Origin of the sequence: Cesiribacter andamanensis AMV16, assembly GCF_000348925.1 — a bacterium.
Lineage (GTDB): Bacteria > Bacteroidota > Bacteroidia > Cytophagales > Cyclobacteriaceae > Cesiribacter > Cesiribacter andamanensis.
Map to the genome: position 1 here is coordinate 20,114 of NZ_AODQ01000005.1, position 21,589 is coordinate 41,702.

Below are 21,589 nucleotides of genomic sequence, written 5' to 3' on the forward strand. Positions count from 1 at the left end.
AAAAATTTATCGGGATTGCAATCTCTTCAGGGCCCTTTTGTGTAACTATACAGGCAGTAGGGCTCTCTATCCATCTCCCAAAACAAAGGGGGGCGGCCTGGCTGTTATCTACTAAACGTTAAAACTATAGGTTGAAAAAGTTATCGATACTCGCCCAACCCGACGACTCTACCTGCGGGCCAACCAGTCTGCATGCCGTATATAATTTTTTTAAGTACGAGCTTCCGTTGGAGGAGGTGATCCGGGGGGTCAATTACCTGGAAGATGGGGGTACGCTGGCCGTTTTTTTGGGTCTGGATGCCATCAGCAAGGGGTTTAGTGCCCGCATGTACACCTCCAACCTCACCATGTTTGACCCCAGCTGGCGGGAGCTGCCCAAGGAAGAGCTGCTTAAAAAACTGGACCAGCAGCTCAAGTATAAAAAAGGCCGCAAGTTTAGCCTGGCTGCCGCCGCCTACAAGCAGTTTCTGCTCAAAGGGGGTGAGATACTCCAGGAAATGCTGGACGAGGAGCTGCTGCGCTCCTACCTCTCCAAGAACATACCCATACTGGCCGGGCTAAGTGCTACTTACCTTTACCAGACCAAACGGGAATTTGCCGATGAGCAGGGCCGCTCCATCTTTGATGATCTCAAGGGCGAACCCATGGGCCACTTTGTGGTGCTTACCCGCCTGGAGGGTGAATTTGTATGGGTGGCAGACCCCTATAAGGAAAACCCTATCTCCAGCACCAACTACTACAAAATAGAAACCAATCGGGTGATCAACGCCATCCATTTGGGCATTCTTACGTACGATGCTAATATCCTTATTGTAGCGCCGAAGAACCTTTTATGAAGAAAATAATTGTAACGAATACGCCTAACCTTTTTCAGATGAATCTGGAGGAGATAGAAGTACTCACCCCCAAAGCCTACCTCACCAAAACCGAACTCAACAAGCTCAGCAGCGCCCGGGTCTTCAACCTCTGCAACGATTACCGCTACCAGTCCAAGGGCTATTACGTTTCCCTGCTGGCCGAAGCCCGGGGCCACAAGCCCATTCCCAGCGTTAAGAGCATACAGGACCTAAAGGCGCCGGCCATTGTGAAGATCGTATCTGAAGAGCTGGACGATATCTTGCAGAAAGCGCTTAAGAACCTGAAGTCCGATGAGTTTACCCTCAGCATCTACTTTGGGCACAATGTGGCCAAGCAGTACGAAAAGCTGTGCCGGGAGCTGCACCGCCAGTTTCAGGCGCCCTTTTTGCGGGCCCGCTTTGTGCACAACAAAAAGTGGCTGATGCAGAGCATAAAGCCCATTTCGCTCTCTGAGATTCCCGAAGACCATCTGCCCTTTGTGCAGGAATTTGCCCTGAACTACTTTAGCAAAAAGCGCTACGAGAATGTGCGCAGTACCCGCTACCAGTATGATCTGGCCATTCTCTACAATCCGGAAGAAAAAGCACCCCCTTCTGATAAAAAGGCGCTCCAGAAGTTTATGGAAGCCGCCGATAAAAATGGCTTCTACTCCGAGCTCATCACCAAGGACGATTACGATCGCCTGGCGGAATTTGATGCCCTCTTTATCCGGGAAACCACCACAGTCAATCACCACACCTACCGCTTTGCCAGCCGGGCCCAGAGCGAGGGGCTGGTGGTGATTGACGACCCCAACTCCATCCTCAAATGCACCAACAAGGTGTACCTGGCCGAGCTCATGGAGATCAACAAGATACCGGTGCCCAAAACACTTATAGTGCACAGCGAGAACAAAAAGGAGATTGCCAAAAAGCTTGGGTTTCCCTGTGTGCTCAAGCTGCCGGACTCCTCCTTCTCGCAGGGGGTTACCAAGGCGTCTGATGAAAAAGAGCTGGCCCTGAAGCTCAACAACATGCTCAACCAGTCCGACCTGGTGATTGCCCAGGAGTTTCTGCCCACTGATTTCGACTGGCGGGTAGGCGTGCTGGACGAGCAGGTACTCTATGCCTGCAAATACTACATGGCCAAGGGCCACTGGCAGATCTATAACTGGGAAGACAAGAAGGAAACCACCGGCCGTTATGAAACCCTGCCCCTGGATCAGGTGCCCAAAAATGTGCTGGACATGGCCCTTAAATCCACCAAGCTTATCGGCAATGGGCTGTATGGGGTAGACATCAAAGAGTCGGGCGGTAAGGTGTACCTCATTGAGATCAATGATAATCCCAGCCTGGAGTCGGGTGTGGAAGACAAGATCCTGAAAGACGGTCTCTATGACCGCATCATAAAATCCTTTAAAAAACGCATCGAACGCTCCATCACTTAATTTTCTATGGCCTACTCCTTATTCAACGTATATGGGGTGGAGATGGAATACATGATCGTAGACCGCTCTACCCTTGCCGTTAAACCAATCGCCGACGAACTGCTCCGCTCCATGGCGGGCGACTGGGTCTCCGATGTGGAGAATGGGACCATCGACTGGTCAAATGAGCTGGTAAACCATGTGGTGGAGATCAAGACCCACCGGCCGGAGCCATCGCTGCTGGGGCTTGAGAAGCCTTTTCATGCCAATGTGCAGCAGATCAATCAGCAGCTGCAGGCCTTTGATGCCATGCTGCTGCCTACCGGCGCCCATCCGCTGATGGACCCCTTTACCGAAACCCGCCTCTGGCCGCACGAGCACAAAGAAATCTACAACCTCTACAACCGCATCTTCGATTGCCGGGGCCATGGCTGGTCTAACCTGCAAAGCACGCACATAAACCTGCCCTTTTCGGGCGATGCCGAATTCCGGCAGCTGCATGCCGCCATTCGGCTGCTGCTGCCCATTATACCGGCCCTAAGTGCCAGCACCCCCATTCTGGATGGCAAGGACAGCGGCTTTCGGGACATGCGGCTGGAAACCTACCGCTTTAACCAAAAGCGCATCCCCATTATTGCCGGCAGTGTAATCCCCGAGCCGGTCTTTAGCCAGCAGGCCTACCACGAGCATATCTTCCACCCAATCCGCACTGCCATTGCCCCCTTTGATACCGAGAATATCCTGGACCAGCATTTCCTGAATTCCCGGGGCGCCATTGCCCGCTTTGACAGAGGCGCCATCGAGATCCGCATCATTGATATACAGGAATGCCCCCTGGCAGATATCAGTATCCTGCTGCTGATCAGCAGCTGCCTGCAAAAACTGGTGAGCCAGGACTGGGCCGATACCGAAGCCCAGAGCCGTTGGGGCGAGCAGGAGCTGGCCGAGATTTTTCTGGACGTGATCCGCGATGGCGAAGACACCCCCATCCGGAATAAGGCCTACCTGGCACTTCTTGCTTGCCAGGATCCCAGCCTAACCGCCGGGGAGCTATGGCAGCATCTTTTCGAACGCCTTAGCCCCGCGCTACCCGAGCCCTATGCCGGCACCATCGGCCAGATCCTGAAAGAGGGAACCCTAAGCAGCCGCATTCTGCGCCGGTTAAGGGGAGATGTTAGCCCTCCGGCCATACGGGAGCAATACTTCTTGTTAAGCCAATGCCTTCAGGAAAACAGGCTGTATGTATGAACAACCGCTGGGTGATCAGTTGCGAGCATGGGGGGAATGAGATCCCCCCGGCCTACGCCCCTTTGTTCAGGGATGCTGCCGATGTACTGGCCTCTCATCGGGGCTGGGACCCGGGCACCCTGCCCCTCTTTGAGCAGTTGAAGCCCCTGGCTGATTTTGCCAAAAGCAGCACTACCAGCAGGCTCCTGATAGAGCTAAACCGTTCGCTGCATCATCCTCACTTGTTCTCGGCCTATACCCACCCGCTGCCTTCCCCTGAAAAAGCGCACATCATTCGGACTATTATCTACCCTACCGCCAGGCGGTAGAAGCAGCCATTGCAGCTTATGCAGCAAGGAGAGCGCGTTTATCACCTGAGCATTCACAGCTTTACTCCTGTACTGGGTGGTGAGGTGCGAGATGCGGATATCGGCCTGCTCTTTGATCCTGACCGGCCTCTGGAGGTAGCGCTTTGTGCTCACTGGCAAGCGCTTTTGCAGACGTCCCTGCCCCACTTTCGCATTCGCAATAATTACCCCTACCTGGGCATCGATGATGGCTTTACCAGCCATCTGCGCCTGCTGCACCCACAGCAATATGCAGGCATAGAACTGGAGCTAAACCAGCAGTGGGCTCAAAACGAGGATGTGCGAAAGAAAATTGTGCAGTCGGTACGGCAGCTGCAGCAAAAGCTTAAGACGTAAGCGGTTGCTTGTTTTTCATGTCCTGTATGCCGGCAGCGCCTACCCCCTGAGGGAGCCAGAAGATAAAGCGGCTGCCCCGGCCGGGCTGGCTCTCCGCCCAAATGCGTCCGCCGCAGGCCTCAATAAACTCCCGGCACAGCACCAGGCCAAGACCGGTTCCTTTTTCGTTTGAGGTGCCAGGCTTCGATTTTTTCACCTGCGCATCAAAGAGCGAAGCCAGCCGCTCCCGCTCAATGCCAATACCGTCGTCGGCTACTTCTACCTGGCAGAAGTCATTGTAAAAATGGGCTGAGATGGAGATGATGCCGTTGGACCTGGTAAATTTTATGGCATTGCCCAACAGGTTGCGCAACAGCAGGTGCAAAATATCTACATCGGCCATTACCTGCATGCTGTGCTCCACCTGGTTTATTATACGGATATTCTTTTGCAGGGCCTGCGAGCGGTATAGCTGGCAAATATCTTCCACAAACTCATGCATGGGTACCTGCACAGGATTCACCTCAAGGCCTTTGAGCTGGTTGCGGGTCCAGAGCAGCACATTGTCCAGCATGTGCACCTGCCATTTTACCTGCTGGTTCAGCTCCTTGGAGAAATCCTGAAATTCATGCTGATCGATCTGTTTTTCGCGCAGCAGGGACAGCAGGCCGGAGATGGAGCTAAACGGCTGTCGCAGATCATGAGACAGTACCGATAGCAGCTGATCTTTGAGCTGGTTAAGCTGGGTAAGTTCTTCTTTCTGTTTCTCGATGGCCTGCTTCTGTGTATTGATGTGCTCGGTACGTTCGCTGACCAGAGAGGCCAGTTTCTGGTTTTGCACCTTCAGTTGATGTGCCCGGCCCAGGTAAATGATAAAGCCCAGCAGTACCGATCCGGCCACCATCAGGAGCTTAAACCAAAGCGTGTCCCAGAAGTGGGCCTTCTGTTCAAACGTAAAGGTGGCATCTTCTTCAGACCAGATGCCATCTTCATTGGCGGCCCGCACTTTAAACGTATAGCTGCCGGCGGGCAGGTTGGTATAGTAGGCTGTGCGCCGGGTGCCGGCCAGCTGCCAGTCCCGGTCAAACCCCTCCAGCTTATAGGCAAAGGTAGTGGCCTTAGGTGCCGAATAATTAAAGCCGGTGTAGCTAAAGGCATATTGCCGCATGCCTGCCTCAAATTTTACCGGAGCGTTGGCCGCATACGCTACATTATCCACCACCACCGATTCCAGCACCACATGCGGAGGGGTAGTATTGGTAGAGATCCGCTCCGGGTGAATAATGCTGATGCCATCCAGCGTAGTAAACCACATACGGCCTTCGGCATCAATGCGGCTGGTCGAAACTGATGAGATCACCCCGCTTCGCATGCCGTCCGATACGGTAAAGTGCTTGTAGGCAGGCACCCGGTCGGTCTTGCGCAGCATCATGTCCTGCAGCTCCTGCTGGCTCACCATAAAAATACCCCTGTTGGAAGTGATCCAGAGGTAGCCCTGCTCATCGGCCAGAATCTGGAAAAAGGTATTGCCAAAGAGTCCTTCTTTTTCGCCCAGGTTGTGCCAGATCCCATCCTTCAGCATGCTGATGCCGGCATTGCTGCAGGCCCAGAGGTTGCCCTGCTTGTCTTCCCACAGATCAAAGATTATATCGCTTGACAAGCCATTTTGTGTGGTGTACTGGATCAGCTGGGAATCCTTAAAGCAGTAGAGGCCCTTTCCGTTGGTAGAAACCCACACCAGCCCCTTGCTGTCTACAAAAATAGATAGCACAAATACACCCGAGAGCTCATCTACTATGCTCACCCGCTCAACCCCGGGTGTGTTTTGCACAAAGAGCCCGTTGCGGGTACCAATCCAGAGCCGGCCCTGCCGGTCTTCCATAATGCGGCGTACCTTATCAGACGAGAGGCCGGCCCCTTTGTACATGGCCCGCACAAATCCCTTTCCGTTGAAGCGGAACAGCCCGTTGTAGGTAGCCGCCCAGAGTATTCCTTTTGAATCGCGGTAAATATCCCGTATGCGGTTGGCCGACTGGTTATCGGCCAGCTGGTAGACCCGCTGCACCTCGTTGTGGACAAAGGCAATGCCTCCATTGGTGCCCACCCAGGCGCCTCCCTCCTTCTCGGGCCACACCACATTGGCCACTTCATTGGGCAGGCCTTCCTCCAGGGAGTAATTCTTGAACTTGCCATCACGCAGGCGAATCAGACCTTTGTGATAGGTACCGATCCAGAGACTTCCCTGTTCGTCGGCATGCAGGTTCAGCAGTTCATTGGCCCCACCCTCAGGGTCGGTAAAATAGAGGTCAAAACGATCGTTGTGATGGCGCAGCAGGCCGGCATCCGTAGCAAACCACAAGGTGCCATAGGCATCCTGGATAATGTCATTGATAAAGGCATGATAATTTCCGTCGAAAACGGAGACCGAACGGATACGGTCATTTTCCATCAGGCTGATCCCTTCTTCCGTTCCAATCCATAGTCGTCCTTTGGCATCCTCAAACAGGGAGCGGATGGAGTTGTTGCTCAGGCCATTTTTAGTCGTATACTGGCGCAGCAGGCCATTCTGTAGCTGCCACAAGCCCTCACCCAGGGTACCAATCCAGAGGGCCCCCTTTGAGTCGATGTAGAGCTTGAAAACATGCAGGTCTTTGAGGCGGTCGAATTCCGGATAAAAAGCATAGGTGTTATTCAGGATCATTCCCAGCCCCCCCCTTGTACCTACCCAGATAGCACCATTTTCATCTTCAATCAGCGTAGTTACCGAATTGTTAGGCATGTACTGGTTGGTTTCCACCAGGGTTATATCCTCACCGCTTTTTTTCAAAACTCCGCCCCCGTTAGTTGCAATCCATAAATTGCCGGCCCTATCGCCCAGCAGATTGTAAATACTGTTGGTTGGAAACTGGGGGTGTGTACGCTGGCTGTAAACCTTAAAGCTCCAGCCATCAAAACGGATCAGGCCGTCATAGGTCGCCAGCCAGTGGTAGCCATCGGGGGTTTTTACCTGGTCCAGGATGGAATTGATGAGCAGCCCATCCTCAATACGCCAGCTATCCTGAATAAACTGACTAAGCGCTTTTGCCGTATCAAGGGCTTGCGGTACGCGCGTTTGCTGGGCAGTGGCAGTAGAGAACCCCAGCACCAGAAGCACTATGACGAACGCCTGAGAAAGTTGTGTGGCTTTGGCAGGCAGGCAGCGAAGGGAATCTCGACCCATGTAACTTGAAATAGACCTACAATCTTACTCATTTTATTGAACTTTTTAAAGACTTATTACCAGTATTTTACAGGATGAATCCCCCATGCGCTTCTCTTTTTCCATGAGTGGGGAATAGTTCGGGATAAATGGTAGGATATGTTAGGTGAGACTTCTTTTTCGGTACCAAAACCGGTCCCAGTCCCTACTTTACTTTTTTAAGCCTGCCCTCTGGATGATCATCCCTTGTGCTTCCCCCCGCCTCTACAGAACACAGCTGCCCGGCAGGCAAAGCTGAAAAGCCCGCTATCTGGCCGGTGCCCTATAAGGGGGTACTTGAGCCCTGCCCGGGTTTAATCAAATGCAGGGGATGAACTCTCCCGGGCTGGCTGATGCTTTAGTGATTGTTGCTGAGAATGTTGGTTATACGCCCAGTACCGTTTGCCATACTGCTGCACATCAAGGCCCAGCAGATCTCTGAACCAGATCTGCATATCGTGCAGCAACACCCGAAAAACACCCCCCTTGAGAAAGCGCCGGGCAGACGTGCGGACTGAAGTGTTCAGCAGCTTAAGCTTTCCCTGCTTGCGCAGGGCATCACACAGATAAGCCGCCTCCATCAACTGACGTTCTGGCCAGCCACCACTCTTGAAATAGGCCTGCCGGCGCACAAAGATGCCCTGATCCCCATAAAAGCGGTTGCGAATGCGGTAGCGGATGCGGTTGATGAACACAACCAGGGAGAGTGCCGGCGACTGCTCGGCAAAATCAAACTCAAAGGCGCCCCCTACTACCGCTTTATCTGTAAGGGCAGCGTCAATGGCATCATCATAGTCGGGCGGAAGGAGGGTATCGGCATCCAGAAACAGAAAAACGTCCCCCTGAGCCAGACGGGCGCCCAGCCGCAGGGAGGCCCACTTTTTGCCGGCAAGGCTGGGATTGGTCACCACCACCACCGATTTCTGGCGGATGTTTTCGGTAGTACCATCGGTAGAGCCGCAATCAATCACCAGAATCTCGACAGAATGATTGCCTGAGGCATGGTTAAGCGCTGCATTGATGGTTTTATGCAGAAATGCTCGTTCGTTGCAGGTAGGAATAATGATGCTGAGCTTCATGGTGGACGCTTCCTTGTGCCTATACGGCCTGCAAACCAATTTGTTTTATCCTTTTTAAAAATCGTAGCTTTCTGCTTAACAAAAGCCTATGCTTATAAGCAAACGGTTCGGGTAATAGGTGGCAAAAAGCAGCTCAACCCTTTGATGCTCTGGCCAGATGATCTTCCAGGTATACCAGCACAGGATAGTCACTAAAATAGGTGATCTGTTTAAATACACTTTTCTGAAAGATGCGCTGCAGATAATTGCGCTGGTGTGTGAGCAAGACCAGCAGATCGGCACTGCTCTGGCTCATAAAACCATCCAGCTCCTGATAAGACTCCTCCTGGGCCAGCACAAAATGAAACCGAAGCGCTTCATATGAAACATAGCTGCGAATCAGTTGCTCATGGGCCTGCCAGCCTTCCAGATCTTCTTCTTCCCCAACATATACAACCTCCAGCCGGCTGCCAAAGGGGTGCAGCAGCGTTAACAGGCGCTGGATGCAGTCAGGGTCCTGGGGCTTCATGCGGCTGCCATAGACCACCTTGGCCGGAAATTCCAGCACGGCGCCGGGGGGCACACATAGCACCGGGCAGGGAGAGCGCTCGATCACTTTCACCGGATGGTTGCCCTCCAGGGCCTCCCCTATGGTATGCACCCCATGGGAGCCCATCACAATCAGGCTGCATTTCTGGGCTCTGGCCTCTTCCAGAATGGTGGCGGCGGAAGGCCCCTGCCGCAGAAGGCTGGAGCACTGCAGGCCGGGCAGATCCTGCCGCAGGGTGGCGCACAGCCGGTCCAGGGCCTGTTGCCGCTGGGCCTGCACCTGCTCTACCCGTGCCATGTCGCCATCGGCTTCGGAAAGCGCCCTGTCGTAGGCGTCCTGGGTAAAGACATGCATGAGAATAAGGGGCGCCCTGTGGCTATTGGCCAAATGGGCGGCGGCCTCCAGGGCATTGAGGGTATCGGGCTGTAGGTCTACCGGGCACAGTATCTTTTCCATGGCTTAATAACCGGCTAAGCGGTCTATTTTGTTAAGAAGGGGTTCGTTCCGGATCATGCGCCGGTAATTTTCAGCCACCTGCGGAATGGCCGCCTCGGGCTTGGTTACACTGGCAATGTGGGGGGTAATCACTATGTCTGGCTGCTTCCAGAAGGGGTGATCGGCCGGCAGGGGTTCCTGCCGGAACACATCCAGCGTAGCACCGGCCAGTTGCCCCTGCTGCAGCGCTTCCAGCAGGTCTTCTTCTACCAGGTGCTCGCCCCGGGCTACATTGATCAGGTAGGTACCAGGCTGGCAGCGGGCAAATAGCGCCCGGTTCAGAAATCCCCGGGTCTGCCGGGTTAGAGGCAGCAGGCAGATCAGCAGGTTTACCCGCTGCAGAAAGGCATCCAGCTCCCCTTCTCCGGCATAGGTGTGGATTCCTTCCAGCTCCTTGGGGCTGCGGCTGTAGCCGGCTACGTCAAAACCCAGTGCCTGCAGTTTGCGGGCAATATCCTGCCCCAGCTCGCCCAGGCCCAGTATGCCGGGCTTCAGGGGGATCTCCGGTGTTTCGGTATAGCCCCATTGCTGGTGTTGCTGCAGCTGCAGGTAGCGGTACATCTGCTTGTGGTAATTGAGCACAGCCGCCAGCAGGTAATTGCTCATGCTGGTAGTGAGCTCCTGGTCTACAATGCGCACCACCTGCCAGTGCAGCGGCAGGTGCTCGTCTTTGAGGATGTGATCTACCCCTGCCCCCATGGAGGAAACTACCCGCAGGTGCGGATAGGCATACAGGCTTTCGCCGGGATGCTTCCAGGTTACGGCCATCAGCACCTCTTCAGGCTTTTCTACTTCCGGCCAGATCTCAACGTTTACCCTAAGGCCCAGTTGTGCAAGGGATTCGCTCAGGCTTTGCTGCCAGAAACGGGTATTTTTTTTACTGGGCGCTATTATTACCAGACTCATACGTTGCTTTTGCTCTGCTTACCCAGGGGTTGTTGCGAATGCTGAACCGCCAGGGCAGCAGGGCATCTTCCTGCGCATAGGCAATCCCCACCCGGGGTCTCTGTAGTATATCTTGATCGGCAAGGGTGTAGTTTCGATCTTCCACCCATATTTTATCGCCCTGCAGGTTTTCGCCCCAGTGTTCCCTGGTGATCCCCAGGGCCTGGCTCATAACCCCTGGCCCTGCCGTAAGCCTGTAGTCGGGCCTAGCGAGGCCCGGCCTCATCAGGCTAGGCCTCGCCAGGCCGGGCCTCGCCAGGCCTCTCCTCAGCTGCATTTCTTCCAGTCCTTCGGTGGGCTCCAGGGCGCGGATGAGGACCGCATCGGCAAAGCCCGCTTCATTGGTGACAATATTGAACAGATGATGCAGCCCATAGGTAAGGTATACATAAGCAAGCCCTCCCCTGTGGTACATGATCTCGGTTCGTTTGGTGCGACGCCCCAGGTGCGCATGGCAGGCCTTATCGGTGCGCCCATTATAAGCTTCTGTTTCCACAATGATGCCCGCGGTGCGCACCCCCCCTATATGGGTGATCAGGTACTTGCCCAGCAGTTCCCGGCTTATCTGTACCGGGTCGGGCCTGCGGTAAAAATCTTCAGGCAGCTTCATGGGCGCCCCTTTCGTTTTACCCGGTACACGGCCCTGGCCTGGGCTATGATCTGATCGTCGCCCTCGTGCTGGGCCGTCATCCGTGTAAAGACCAGCATGCCCCCGTTGCGCACAATATGCCCCTCCACAATGATATCTTCCGGCCGGCCGGGATAGAGGTAATCCACGTGCATATCAACGGTAGAAATCAGGTCTTCGGTGCCCGACAGGGTGGTGATGCCGGCGGCACCTCCTGCGGCATCCATGGCCGTGCTGATCACCCCCCCATGGATGCGGTTGCTGCGCGGATCCCCCACCAGCTCCTGCCTGAATGGGATACGGATGGCCGCATACCCTTCCCGCATTTCAATCAGCCGCAAGCCCAGTACCTGATGGAAGGGTATTATTTTTTCAAGAAGGCTGCGGTAATTGGAAACATCGAACATTCTGGCAGGAATTTTGGGGTTGAACCATTAAATTAACAGAAATTGGACGTAATTTGGCAATGAAGAACCATCAATCCCTCAAACTTTTTAAAAAGATGAAAAACCCAATTTTGCGCTCCGGCCTGCTCATGGGCTTTCTGCTGAGCGCTTCAATGAGCTTTGGGCAGATCCAGACCCCTCAGGCAAGCCCGGCCATTAAAGTTACTACCACGGTAGGTCTTACCGATGTGGTGCTGGAGTACTCCCGCCCGGGTGTAAAGGGCCGGGACCGCAAGATCTTCGGTGGCCTGGTGCCCTATGGCGAAGTATGGCGCACCGGTGCCAATGCCGCTACCAAGGTAACCTTTGGTGATAGTGTAAAGATCAAGGACCAATGGCTGCCCGGTGGCACCTATGCCCTGTATACCATACCCGAAAAGGGCGAGTGGACGGTGGTATTCAGCCGCAATACCGACCTTTGGGGATCTATGGGCTACAGCGCCAATGACGATGCCCTGCGGGTAAAGATCAAGCCCGGCAACCTGACCGAGCCGGCCGAAACCTTCACCATTGATTTTGCCAATTATACCACCAATGGGGCCAACATGAACATCATGTGGGACTTTACCAAGGTGAGCGTACCCATTGAGACCGAGGTAGATAAAAAGGTAATGGCCCAGATCCAAAAGGTAATGGCCAGCCCACAGGAAAAGTCAGGCCCCTACTACACCGCCGCCAACTACTACTACCGCAACGGCAAAGACAAAAACCAGGCCCTGCAGTGGATCGACCAGGCCATTGCCAAGGATGACCGCTACTTCTACCAATACCTGAAAGCGCTGATCCTCACCGACCTGAACCGCCCGAAAGAAGCCATCCAGGCCGCCGAAAAATCGAAGGCCGGCGCCCAGAAGGAAAAGAACCCAGAGTATGTGAAGATGAACGACGAGCTGATTGCCCGGCTGAACAAGAATCAGTCGAATCGCAAAAAGTAAGCGCTTCTATTACATTTTAGTAAACCCCCTGCCCCTTTCCGGCGCAGGGGGTTTTCATTTATGGGATGTTCTGTTTCAGAAATGCAAGACCTGTTATACCAGATTAACTTATCGTTTTCCAGGGTATGTGAGCCTGGCCGGCCGCACCACAGCCCCTGGAAACTTACCCGACTTTATACGTTAATTTGGTGTTATTGGGAGATTATCCCTTCTGGGTGGAGGCTGATGAGCTGATAGCTGTGCGGTACTGTTTCCTGTATTGTAATCACTACCAAAACAGATCGGCTTTTTTAGGGCAAGAAGTAAACTCTGTCAGGCTTAGGCTTGTTATCCTGTAAAATGTCCGTAAATTTAGGAAAATTGTCAGCGATGGGACTACCGCTTTTCAAAAACCGACCATTGGATGAACTGATCCATCTGAGCCGCGAGGGTCTGGATGCCGCTACGTTTGAGGAGATTGTGGCCCGCCTCCCCTTTAGCCTGCAGGAGTGGGCCCAGTTTCTGGGCGTATCAGAACGTACGCTCATTCGGGTACGGAAGGAGAACAAATCTCTGGGAACCTCTGCCTCTGACAAGGTGATCCGCATTGCCCAGCTGTACCAGAAGGGGGTGGATGTGTTTCGGGATGAAGATAAATTTTGCCACTGGCTGGGGGCCCGCATCATGGCAGTGGGCGGTGTGGCGCCAAAATCGCTGCTGGATACCAGCTTTGGGCTGGAACTGGTAGATACTACCCTGGGACAGATCGAGTTTGGCATCTTTGCATGATCCTCTACCGCTTTAGCCGTAAGGAATGGGGCGGTGACCTCTCCGGCCGTGGTGCCGAGCGTTTTGGCGGTCGCTGGAACAGCAAGGGGGTGCCGGTGATCTACTGCTCCGAAAGCCGGGCGCTGGCCATGACCGAGATCATTGCCTATACCCCTCCCGGCCTGATCCCCGAAGGCTATGTACTCAACATCATTGAAGCCCCCGATACTCCTGCCCTGATCCACACCATTTCCAAAGAAAGCCTGCCGCCCGACTGGAACCGCTATCCCCATGGCGCAGCTACCAAGGCCCTGGGCGATGCGCTGCTAAAAGCCGGAAAGCACCTGCTGATAAAAGCCCCCTCGGCCCTGGTGCAGGATGAGCACAACTACCTGATCAACCCCCTGCATGAGCAATTTTCAGCGGTAAAGGCACTGGAGGTGCTGCCTTTTAATTTCAACGAGCGGCTGTTTAAGTAGTGTAGGAGAAGGGAATCCTGCTGGGTTTTTAACACCTTGGAAGAATTTGATGATTGGACATAACGCCTTGCCCCAATCCAAGCCCCAGGCAGAGTAGGCAGTCACCCGCCTCTATTATTCCACGATCAATTGTCCGCTAAGGCCTCTGTCGCGCTGGTTGCGCAGGGGGCTGTAGAAGGGATAGGTACCGGCCTTTTCGGGGGCTGTGAAGACAATACCCGCCCGCTGAGCAGGTGGCACCGGCTCCCGCAACTCCTGAGCATTGCCCGGCAGCTCAATCCGCAGGCTGCTTTCTACCTCGCCTTCATTGATAAGCATGATCTGCACGCGCTGTCCCTTTTTCACGCGCAATTCAGCCGGGCTGAACTGCAGGTTTTGTACCCGTATTTCCAGCTGCTCACTGTCTGAGTCCTGTACAGTGGGATCATTTTCCAGCATGTTGGGTGGGGCGGTTTCCTGGCGGACGGAATCAGCCGGAGGGGCATCATCGGCAGAGCGGCGGTTGGTATCACAAGCCGTCAAAATACTTAAAACAAGAAGGGGTAGCCAGCCAAAAGAAGTTCGTAAGTTCATTCCAAACACTGTATCGTACTCTAGGTAGTACCATGAAATGCAGGTTTTTGTTTACAGCTTCGCTTCTTTGCCAGTTCCGCTCAGCAGTTCAAAGAGGGCGCTGATCAGCACCACAAGCCCGCAGCCGATGAAATTGTACCAGAGATATTCAATAGTTCCCCAGAGATGAATGGCAATCACCACCGCCTCGGCAATGAGGGCTGCGTAAAAGACCGCATTTCCCCGGATGCGTTTAAGAAAGAAGGCCACCAGGAATATGCCCAGAATGGTGCCGTAAAAAAGCGAGCCGATGATGTTGATGTACTCAATGAGATTTTCGAACTGCCGGGCCGTAAGGGCAAACAGCAGGGCCAGTAGCCCCCAGGCCAGGGTAAAGCCTTTGGAGGCCAGTACATTGTGGGCATCGCTCCCCTCCTGCCGGATAAGCCGTTTATAAAAATCGACCATGGAGGTGGAGGCCAGGGCATTGAGCTCACCGGCGGTAGAAGACATGGCCGCCGAAAAGATAACCGCCAGCAGCAGACCTATAAGCCCATGCGGCAGGTAATTGAGCACAAAGGTGATAAAGACATAATCCGAATCCTTTACGCTATCGGGCTGTACGGAGCCTACCAGCTCCTTTACCTCCTGGCGCAGGGAAAGCTCCTGTGCCTGTAGGTCTTTTTACTGTTTGCCACTCCCCTTGTTTACTCAGGGCGGCTTCTACGGCCTGTCGCTTTTGTACGAATAGCTGATCAAACTCCAGCTGGTAGCCCTGTAGCTGCTCCTGTAGCTCGGGCTGGGTGATCTGCTGCAGCTGCGGCTGGTTATAGTAAACGGGGGGTTGATAGAACTGGTAAAACACAAACACCATGGCCCCTATGAACAGGATCAGGAACTGCATGGGCACCTTTACCAGGCCATTCATGAGCAGGCCCAGCCGGCTTTCGGTTACCGATCGGCCGCCCAGGTAGCGCTGCACCTGGCTCTGATCGGTGCCAAAGTAGCTCATGGCCAGAAAAAATCCGCCCAAAAGGCCGCTCCAGAGCGTATACCGATTGCTCAGGTCAAACTCGGTATCAATCAGGTTAAGCTTGCCCATATGACCTGCTACGGCCACCGCATCCCCAACCCCTACCCCTTCGGGCAATTTATAGAGCAGTACCAGCAGGGCCACGATCATCCCCCCCATCATTACAGCCATCTGCTGCTTTTGCGTTTGGCTAACGGCCCGGGTACCTCCCGAAACCGTATACAGGATCACCAGTACGCCAATGATCAGGATGGTCAGGTTCAGGCTCCAGCCCAGAATGGTGCTCAGGATAATGGAGGGGGCATAAATGGTAATGCCGGCAGCCAGGCCCCGCTGCACCAGAAACAGAAAGGCAGCCAGCAGTCGGGTTTTCAGATCAAAGCGGTTTTCCAGAAACTCATAGGCCGTATACACCCGCAGGCGGTAGTAAATGGGCAGCACCCATACGCAGAGCACAATCATGGCCAGGGGCAGGCCAAAATAGAACTGGATAAAGCCCATGCCGCTCTCATAGGCCTGCCCGGGCGTAGACAGAAAGGTAATGGCGCTAGCCTGGGTAGCCATTACCGACAGGCCAATGGTCCACCATTTAAGGCTGTTATCCCCCTTCAGGTAAGCCTCCATGGTGCGGCTGCCCCGGGTCTTGTAAATGCCTACGGCCACAATAGTAAGCAGGGTACCAAAGAGCACACCCCAGTCCAGAAGGTCCAAACCGCTTGCTGTCATAGGATTAGTGCCAGCGGATGGTTAGCCAGTAGTAGAAAACAATCTGAAGCAGCAAAAAGCCCAGCAGCAGGCTGTAGAGCTTCCACCAGGGGTACTGATTATTTTGGGGTTGGGAGGAATCCGGCATGGCAGGTTATTTCGTAGCTTAAAGAAAGGAAAAAAGCGTGGCATCGCCAATTGCCGGGAAGTATTCCGGCTGGCGAACCATCTGCCCCTCCTTCTGATTATATATTAAAGCAACGAACTTCGCATGAACTACCCCATGTCCCTGCTTCTGCTGGCCCTGCTCTTTCTCAGTAGCCTGGGCGCCTGCCAGCAAGCTGAAAAGAAACAGGCCCAATCCCATCCCCCTATGAAACTGAAGGTAGAAAAAACAGATGCCCAGTGGCGCCAGGAGCTCAGTCCCGAGCAATATAAGGTGTTGCGGGAAAAAGGTACCGAACGGGCCTTTACCGGCAAATATAACGACCATAAAGAAAAAGGGATTTACCGCTGCGCCGCCTGCAACAATGAGCTCTTCAGCTCCGAGACCAAGTTTGACAGCGGCACCGGCTGGCCCAGCTTTTACCAGCCCATTGATGAGGATGCCCTGCTGAAAGAAACAGACCGTACCTATGGCATGACCCGTACCGAAGTACTCTGCAACCATTGCGGCGGGCATCTGGGCCATGTTTTTCCGGATGGCCCCAAGCCTACCGGGCTGCGGTACTGCATCAATTCCGTTTCGCTGGCGTTTGAGAAGAAGTAAGGCTGCTGCCGGTTGGCCCCTTTGGCTGCCCTATGCGTAAAAATTACCATCGCTGGTAGTGCCCTTTGTCTTAATTTTTCTTACGTCTAGAGAATAGTACAACTTTTTAAGAAATCATTCCCGTAAATACGGCATCCAACTAATGCCCAAAAAGGCTAATTTTGCCCCCTATGAAAGGGCAGGTTACGATTATTGGTGGCGGGATTGTAGGATTGGCAACGGCATTGCAGCTTCTGAGGCGCAACCCCGGTCTATCCCTGCGGCTCCTGGAGAAGGAAGACCGGCTGGCAGCACACCAGACCGGGCACAACAGCGGCGTTATTCACTCAGGCATATATTACAAGCCCGGTAGCCTCAAAGCCCAAAACTGCATTAGAGGCTACCAGCTGCTGGTAGAATTTTGCCGGCAGGAAGCTCTGCCGTTTGAGCTCTGCGGCAAAGTAATTGTAGCCACCGACAAAGCTGAGCTGCCGCAGCTGGACATGATCCACCAGCGGGGCGTACAAAATGGGTTGCAGGGTCTAAAGAAATTAACCCAGTCGGAGTTACGGGAGCACGAGCCCCATGTAGCCGGTATCGCCGCCGTGCTGGTCCCCCAGGCCGGCATTGTTGATTATACACTGGTAGCCCAGGCCTATGCCCGCCGCATTGGCGAGTTGGGAGGAGAAATTCTCCTTAACCAGAAAGTTACGGGCATCATGCGCATTGGCAAAAAGCTGCATGTGCAGACCGGTGACCAGGAACTGAAAACCGACCTCCTCATCAACTGCGCCGGCCTTTACTCCGATAAGGTAGCGCGCATGACGGGCCAGGAGCTTGACCTGCAGATCATCCCCTTCCGGGGCGAATATTATGAGGTACGGCCCGAGAAGCAGCACCTGATCAACAACCTGGTCTATCCCGTACCTGATCCCAATTTCCCCTTTCTGGGCGTACACTTTACGCGCATGATTGGCGGAGGCATAGAGGCTGGCCCCAATGCTGTGCTGGCGTTTCGGCGCGAGGGCTATACCAAATCGGCCATTGATCCGCGGGAGTTTCTGGAAACGCTGCGCTGGCCGGGCTTTCAGAAGGTGGCTGCCAAGTACTGGCGCACGGGCATGGGTGAATATTATCGCTCCTTCTCCAAAGCGGCTTTTACCAAAGCTCTGCAAAAGCTGCTGCCCGAAATCCGCCAGCAGGACCTCCTGCCGGGAGGTGCCGGCGTACGGGCCCAGGCCTGCGACCGCCACGGCGGACTGGTAGATGATTTTCTGATCCTGGAAAGCCCGGGCGTGGTCAATGTATGCAACGCCCCCTCCCCTGCGGCAACCTCATCCCTGTCCATCGGCCTTACCGTAGCCGAGCTGGCCGAGAAGCAGCTTAATTAAGCCAAACCAGTTCTTTGCTATGACAGCTTCTCTGTAATGAAAGCCAGCGCCCGCACCTCGGCCCAGGTAGGTTTATTTTTACCTTGCGAAAAGCCTACATGCCCCCCTCGCCTGGGCATTTCCAGGTACAGATAGGGATGGGTAAGGGCCATCTCTACCGGAAAACAGCTTAGGGGTAACATAGGGTCATTCAGCGCATTGGCCAGGAGCGTTGGTACCTGAATATGGGGAATAAACTGCCCCGAACTGGCCTGGGCGTAAAAATCGGCCGAGTCCTTAAACCCATGCAGCGGTGCCGTATAACAGGTATCGAAATCAGGAAATCCCTTAATCTCCTTAAAACGGTCCAAGTCAATGGGCAGATGGGGCTGCAACTGAAGCTTCTGCTGCAATTTTTTATAGAGCTTGCGCATAAAGCGTTTGCGATAGAGGGTATTATCCCAGGACGAAAGCGCCCGGGCACTGCTGCCCAGATCGCAGGGTACCGAAAACACAGCTGCCCGGTAAATCTCCTTGGGAACTCCCGCTCCCATTTCGCCCAGGTATTTCAGGGTCATGCTGCCGCCCATGCTAAAGCCGGTGAGGGCAATTTTGCTATAGGCGGAACGTACATGCTCTACGACAGCGGCCAGATCGTCGGTGGCGCCATGGTGGTACATGCGCTCGGCCCGGTTCATTTCGCCACTGCAGCTGCGGCAGTTCCAGGCCAGCACATCCCAGCCCCGCTCCCAAAACACCTTGGCCATGCCCTTCACATAAGGGCGGTCTGAGCTTCCCTCCAGGCCATGGGAGATGATCACCAGCTGCCCGGACCCCTGCCGGAGCCAGTCCAGGTCCAGAAAATCATCGTCCGGGGTCACAAAGCGCTCCCGCTCATAGGGGGGCAGGGCCACCTTACGCAGGGTGCTGGGCACTATGGTTTCCAGGTGGCGGTTAAAGAGGTAAAAAGGGGGTGAATAGGGGGTTGCAGGCAATAAGGGCATGGGCAGCGAAAATAGGGCAAAGCATTTTTAGCTAACAGCAAATGGGTGTATTTTTGTTGCAATGCGTGCCATATTCTGCCATTTTTTAGGCCTGATGCTCATTTGTTTTGCCCTGCTGGCCCGGGGCCAGCAGCTGCAGCTGATCGATCAGGATAGCCGACAGCCCATCCCAGGAGTCAGCATCCTGAATACCGCCGGCACCAAAGGGGTGGTTACCGATAGTGAAGGCCGGGCCGATATTACCCCCTTTCGCTCGCTGGCCCAGCTCCACTTCCGGCACCCGGCCTACTACTCAGCCAGCTTTAGCCTGCAGCAGCTTAAAGAGATGGACTACGTGGTGGCCCTGCGGGAGAATATAGTCCAGATTCCCGAGGTGGTGATCTCTGCCAATCGCTGGGAGCAAAAGCAGGAAGAAGTGCCCCAGCAGATCACCGCCATTAGCGGGCGCGAGATTGCCTTTCAAAACCCCGCCACCCCTGCCGATCTGCTGCAACAGACGGGCGAAGTGTTTGTACAGAAAAGCCAGCTGGGTGGAGGCAGCCCCATGCTCAGGGGCTTTGCGGCCAACTCGGTGCTGCTGGTGGTCGATGGCATTCGCATGAACAATGCCATATACCGCAGTGGCAACCTGCAAAATGTTATCAGCCTGGATGCCCATGTGCTGGAAGGCGCCGAAGTGATCTTTGGCCCGGGCACTGTACTCTATGGCAGTGATGCCCTGGGAGGGGTGCTGGACTTCCATACCAAATCCCCGGGGCTCGCCACGGACGCCAGTCTGCGTACGGAAGGCAGCGCCTTGCTGCGCTGGGCGTCTGCCAGCCAGGAAAAAACGGCTCATGTGGATCTGGCGCTGGGCAGCCGCACACTGGCCTCCCTGAGCAGCATCAGCCTGAGCGACTGGGGTGATCTGCGGGCCGGCCGCAGGGGGCTATCCCATTTTCCAGATTACCTGCTACGCACCAGCTACCAGCAGCGCATCTGGCAGCGGGACAGCATCCTTTCCAACCCCAGCCCCCATCACCAGCTGGGCAGTGGGTACAGCCAGCTTAACCTGCTGCAGAAGCTGCGCTGGGTTCCCTCACGGCAGTGGGATCTGACCTATAGCTTCCACTACAGCAACAGCTCAGATATTCCCCGCTATGATCGCCTGGTACAGCGTAGCCAGCAGCAGGGCCGGGCTGGCGAGCTGCGCTTTGCCGAGTGGTATTACGGTCCCCAGCGCTGGATGCTCCATAGCCTGCAAAGCCGTCTGCAGCGGGATAAGGGGGTATTTGAGGAAGCGCGCCTTACGGCCGGCTACCAGCGGGTGCAGGAAAGCAGGCACAGCCGCAGCACCGGCAGCACGCTTCTGGAATCACAGAGCGAATCGGTGGATGTGCTTACCCTCAATGCCGATTTTAACCGGCCCTTTGCCGCCGGCCCAACACTCTTTTACGGAGCCGAAGCCGCCCTGAACTGGGTACGCTCTACCGGCAGCCAGACCGATATAGATAGGGGTATCAGCAGCCCTGCACCCAGCCGCTATGGCGACCTGGGCAATCACAGCCTGGCTCTGGCCTCCTATGCCAGCCTGCACTACCCCCTTGGTGAAAGAAGCCGGCTTACTGCCGGAGCCCGCCTGAACTGGTACCAGCTGGAGAGCCGTTTCAGCACCCGCTTCCGGGACTTTCCTTTTCAGGAAATTGGCCTACAGACCACCGCCCTTATTGGTAACCTGGGCTGGACCTACACCCCCAATCCGTTCAGGCTTAGTCTGCTGGCATCTACGGGTTTTCGGGCACCCAATGTGGATGATATGGCCAAAGTATTTGATACGGCCCCCGGCATTCTTACCGTTCCCAATCCCCGCCTTGGGCCTGAGTATAGTTACAATGCTGAAGCCACCCTTGGGCTGGAGAAACGCAGCTTTCGCCTAAGCCTTACTACCTACCTCAGCCTGCTGGACGGGGCCATCGTTCGCAGGCCATTTCAGCTGGCGGGGCAGGACAGTGTGCTGCACCAGGGTGAGCGCAGGCAGGTGCAGGCGCTTGTCAATGGCGGAGGGGCCCTGCTGGCCGGCAGCAGCCTTAGTGTGCGCTACAGCCCTCTGCCCCAGCTGCTGCTCAGCAGCACCCTTACCTATAGCTGGGGTCAAGAATTGCAGAGCGGAAATGCCCTTCGGCACAATCCGCCCCTCTTTGGTCAGACCCAGCTGCGCTATCAGCGAAAAAAATCATCCGTGGAGCTTCAGTTCAGCTACAATGGCGGGATAAAATTTGCAGATCTGGCACCGGAAGAACAGGACAAAGCGTACCTTTATACGGCAGAAGGCAGCCGCCCCTGGTGGATCGCCAGCCTGAAAGGGGCCTGGCACCCCCTGAAGCAGCTGGAGCTGCAGGCAGGGCTGGAAAACCTGCTCGATACCCATTACAGGCCCTATTCCAGTGGCATCAGCGCCCCGGGCCGCAACCTTTACCTGAGTGTACGCACCCATTTCTAACCGA

22 protein-coding genes are annotated in these 21,589 nt (G+C 54.9%); 11 read left to right on the top strand and 11 right to left on the bottom strand.

Annotation, left to right across the window (positions count from 1 at the left end):
* Positions 1–131 precede the first annotated feature (131 nt).
* Genes ADICEAN_RS01665 through ADICEAN_RS22945 form a run of 5 tightly spaced genes read left to right on the top strand, consistent with a single transcriptional unit; the run spans position 132 to position 4,194 of the window.
* Positions 132–836: a hypothetical protein gene (locus tag ADICEAN_RS01665; protein ID WP_040395942.1), complete on the top strand. Its 705-nt coding sequence runs from the start codon at positions 132–134 to the stop codon at positions 834–836.
* Positions 833–2,284: a RimK family protein gene (locus ADICEAN_RS01670; protein WP_009193765.1), complete on the top strand. Its 1,452-nt coding sequence runs from the start codon at positions 833–835 to the stop codon at positions 2,282–2,284. Before ADICEAN_RS01665 ends, ADICEAN_RS01670 begins: the two co-directional genes overlap by 4 nt.
* 6 nt (positions 2,285–2,290) lie before the next feature.
* Positions 2,291–3,511 (top strand): carboxylate-amine ligase, encoded by a 1,221-nt coding sequence (locus ADICEAN_RS01675; RefSeq protein ID WP_009193766.1) that lies wholly within the window; start codon positions 2,291–2,293, stop codon positions 3,509–3,511.
* Positions 3,508–3,819, top strand: coding sequence for an N-formylglutamate amidohydrolase (locus tag ADICEAN_RS22940; RefSeq protein ID WP_009193767.1), 312 nt, complete (start codon positions 3,508–3,510; stop codon positions 3,817–3,819). Before ADICEAN_RS01675 ends, ADICEAN_RS22940 begins: the two co-directional genes overlap by 4 nt.
* Before the next feature lie 18 nt (positions 3,820–3,837).
* Positions 3,838–4,194: a putative N-formylglutamate amidohydrolase gene (locus ADICEAN_RS22945; protein ID WP_009193768.1), complete on the top strand. Its 357-nt coding sequence runs from the start codon at positions 3,838–3,840 to the stop codon at positions 4,192–4,194.
* On the opposite strand, the gene ADICEAN_RS01685 is transcribed toward ADICEAN_RS22945, so the two are convergent.
* From ADICEAN_RS01685 to ADICEAN_RS01710, 6 genes are all read right to left on the bottom strand, one after another.
* Positions 4,184–7,393: a sensor histidine kinase gene (locus tag ADICEAN_RS01685; protein WP_009193769.1), complete on the bottom strand. Its 3,210-nt coding sequence runs from the start codon at positions 7,391–7,393 to the stop codon at positions 4,184–4,186. The two genes, ADICEAN_RS22945 and ADICEAN_RS01685, sit on opposite strands and share 11 nt — an antisense overlap.
* A 332-nt stretch (positions 7,394–7,725) precedes the next feature.
* Complete coding sequence (locus tag ADICEAN_RS01690; protein ID WP_009193770.1) at positions 7,726–8,490, bottom strand: glycosyltransferase; 765 nt, start codon at positions 8,488–8,490, stop codon at positions 7,726–7,728.
* A 133-nt stretch (positions 8,491–8,623) separates the two neighbouring features.
* Positions 8,624–9,475: a universal stress protein gene (locus ADICEAN_RS01695; protein WP_009193771.1), complete on the bottom strand. Its 852-nt coding sequence runs from the start codon at positions 9,473–9,475 to the stop codon at positions 8,624–8,626.
* Positions 9,476–9,478: 3 nt separating this feature from the next.
* The gene (locus ADICEAN_RS01700; RefSeq protein WP_009193772.1) at positions 9,479–10,420 is read right to left on the bottom strand and encodes a 2-hydroxyacid dehydrogenase; all 942 of its coding nucleotides are present in this window, start codon (positions 10,418–10,420) and stop codon (positions 9,479–9,481) included.
* A complete protein-coding gene (locus ADICEAN_RS01705; RefSeq protein ID WP_009193773.1) occupies positions 10,392–11,069 on the bottom strand; it encodes a DNA-3-methyladenine glycosylase in 678 nt (225 codons plus the stop codon). Before ADICEAN_RS01705 ends, ADICEAN_RS01700 begins: the two co-directional genes overlap by 29 nt.
* Entirely contained in the window at positions 11,066–11,494 is a 429-nt protein-coding gene (locus ADICEAN_RS01710; protein WP_009193774.1) for a hotdog fold thioesterase, read from the bottom strand. Before ADICEAN_RS01710 ends, ADICEAN_RS01705 begins: the two co-directional genes overlap by 4 nt.
* A 95-nt stretch (positions 11,495–11,589) precedes the next feature.
* Here ADICEAN_RS01710 and ADICEAN_RS01715 point away from each other — a divergent pair, with 95 nt between their 5' ends.
* The 3 genes from ADICEAN_RS01715 to ADICEAN_RS01725 all read left to right on the top strand — a co-directional run bounded on the left by ADICEAN_RS01715 (position 11,590) and on the right by ADICEAN_RS01725 (position 13,694).
* The gene (locus ADICEAN_RS01715; protein ID WP_009193775.1) at positions 11,590–12,468 is read left to right on the top strand and encodes a DUF2911 domain-containing protein; all 879 of its coding nucleotides are present in this window, start codon (positions 11,590–11,592) and stop codon (positions 12,466–12,468) included.
* Between the two features lie 399 nt (positions 12,469–12,867).
* Complete coding sequence (gene parS / locus ADICEAN_RS01720; protein ID WP_236612848.1) at positions 12,868–13,236, top strand: type II RES/Xre toxin-antitoxin system antitoxin; 369 nt, start codon at positions 12,868–12,870, stop codon at positions 13,234–13,236.
* Complete coding sequence (locus ADICEAN_RS01725) at positions 13,233–13,694, top strand: RES family NAD+ phosphorylase (RefSeq protein ID WP_009193777.1); 462 nt, start codon at positions 13,233–13,235, stop codon at positions 13,692–13,694. The genes parS and ADICEAN_RS01725 overlap by 4 nt, the downstream gene beginning before the upstream one ends.
* Positions 13,695–13,808: 114 nt before the next feature.
* Here the strand turns inward: ADICEAN_RS01725 and ADICEAN_RS01730 are convergent, their stop codons facing one another.
* The 4 genes from ADICEAN_RS01730 to ADICEAN_RS23480 form a co-directional block, all read right to left on the bottom strand.
* The gene (locus ADICEAN_RS01730) at positions 13,809–14,216 is read right to left on the bottom strand and encodes a cupredoxin domain-containing protein (protein WP_040395949.1); all 408 of its coding nucleotides are present in this window, start codon (positions 14,214–14,216) and stop codon (positions 13,809–13,811) included.
* A gap of 102 nt (positions 14,217–14,318) precedes the next feature.
* Positions 14,319–14,822: a sodium:solute symporter family transporter gene (locus ADICEAN_RS23665; protein ID WP_009193779.1), complete on the bottom strand. Its 504-nt coding sequence runs from the start codon at positions 14,820–14,822 to the stop codon at positions 14,319–14,321.
* A 34-nt stretch (positions 14,823–14,856) separates the two neighbouring features.
* Entirely contained in the window at positions 14,857–16,005 is a 1,149-nt protein-coding gene (locus ADICEAN_RS01735; RefSeq protein ID WP_009193780.1) for a sodium:solute symporter family transporter, read from the bottom strand.
* Between the two features lie 4 nt (positions 16,006–16,009).
* Positions 16,010–16,132: a hypothetical protein gene (locus ADICEAN_RS23480; protein WP_009193781.1), complete on the bottom strand. Its 123-nt coding sequence runs from the start codon at positions 16,130–16,132 to the stop codon at positions 16,010–16,012.
* Positions 16,133–16,255: 123 nt separating this feature from the next.
* Here ADICEAN_RS23480 and msrB point away from each other — a divergent pair, with 123 nt between their 5' ends.
* Entirely contained in the window at positions 16,256–16,753 is a 498-nt protein-coding gene (msrB, locus tag ADICEAN_RS01740; RefSeq protein ID WP_009193782.1) for a peptide-methionine (R)-S-oxide reductase MsrB, read from the top strand.
* Between the two features lie 170 nt (positions 16,754–16,923).
* Complete coding sequence (lhgO, locus tag ADICEAN_RS01745) at positions 16,924–18,123, top strand: L-2-hydroxyglutarate oxidase (RefSeq protein WP_009193783.1); 1,200 nt, start codon at positions 16,924–16,926, stop codon at positions 18,121–18,123.
* Between the two features lie 17 nt (positions 18,124–18,140).
* On the opposite strand, the gene ADICEAN_RS01750 is transcribed toward lhgO, so the two are convergent.
* A complete protein-coding gene (locus tag ADICEAN_RS01750; protein ID WP_009193784.1) occupies positions 18,141–19,106 on the bottom strand; it encodes a YheT family hydrolase in 966 nt (321 codons plus the stop codon).
* Positions 19,107–19,200: 94 nt separating this feature from the next.
* On the opposite strand from ADICEAN_RS01750, the gene ADICEAN_RS01755 reads away from it, so the two are divergent.
* Positions 19,201–21,585: a TonB-dependent receptor gene (locus ADICEAN_RS01755; protein ID WP_040395956.1), complete on the top strand. Its 2,385-nt coding sequence runs from the start codon at positions 19,201–19,203 to the stop codon at positions 21,583–21,585.
* Positions 21,586–21,589: the final 4 nt, after the last annotated feature.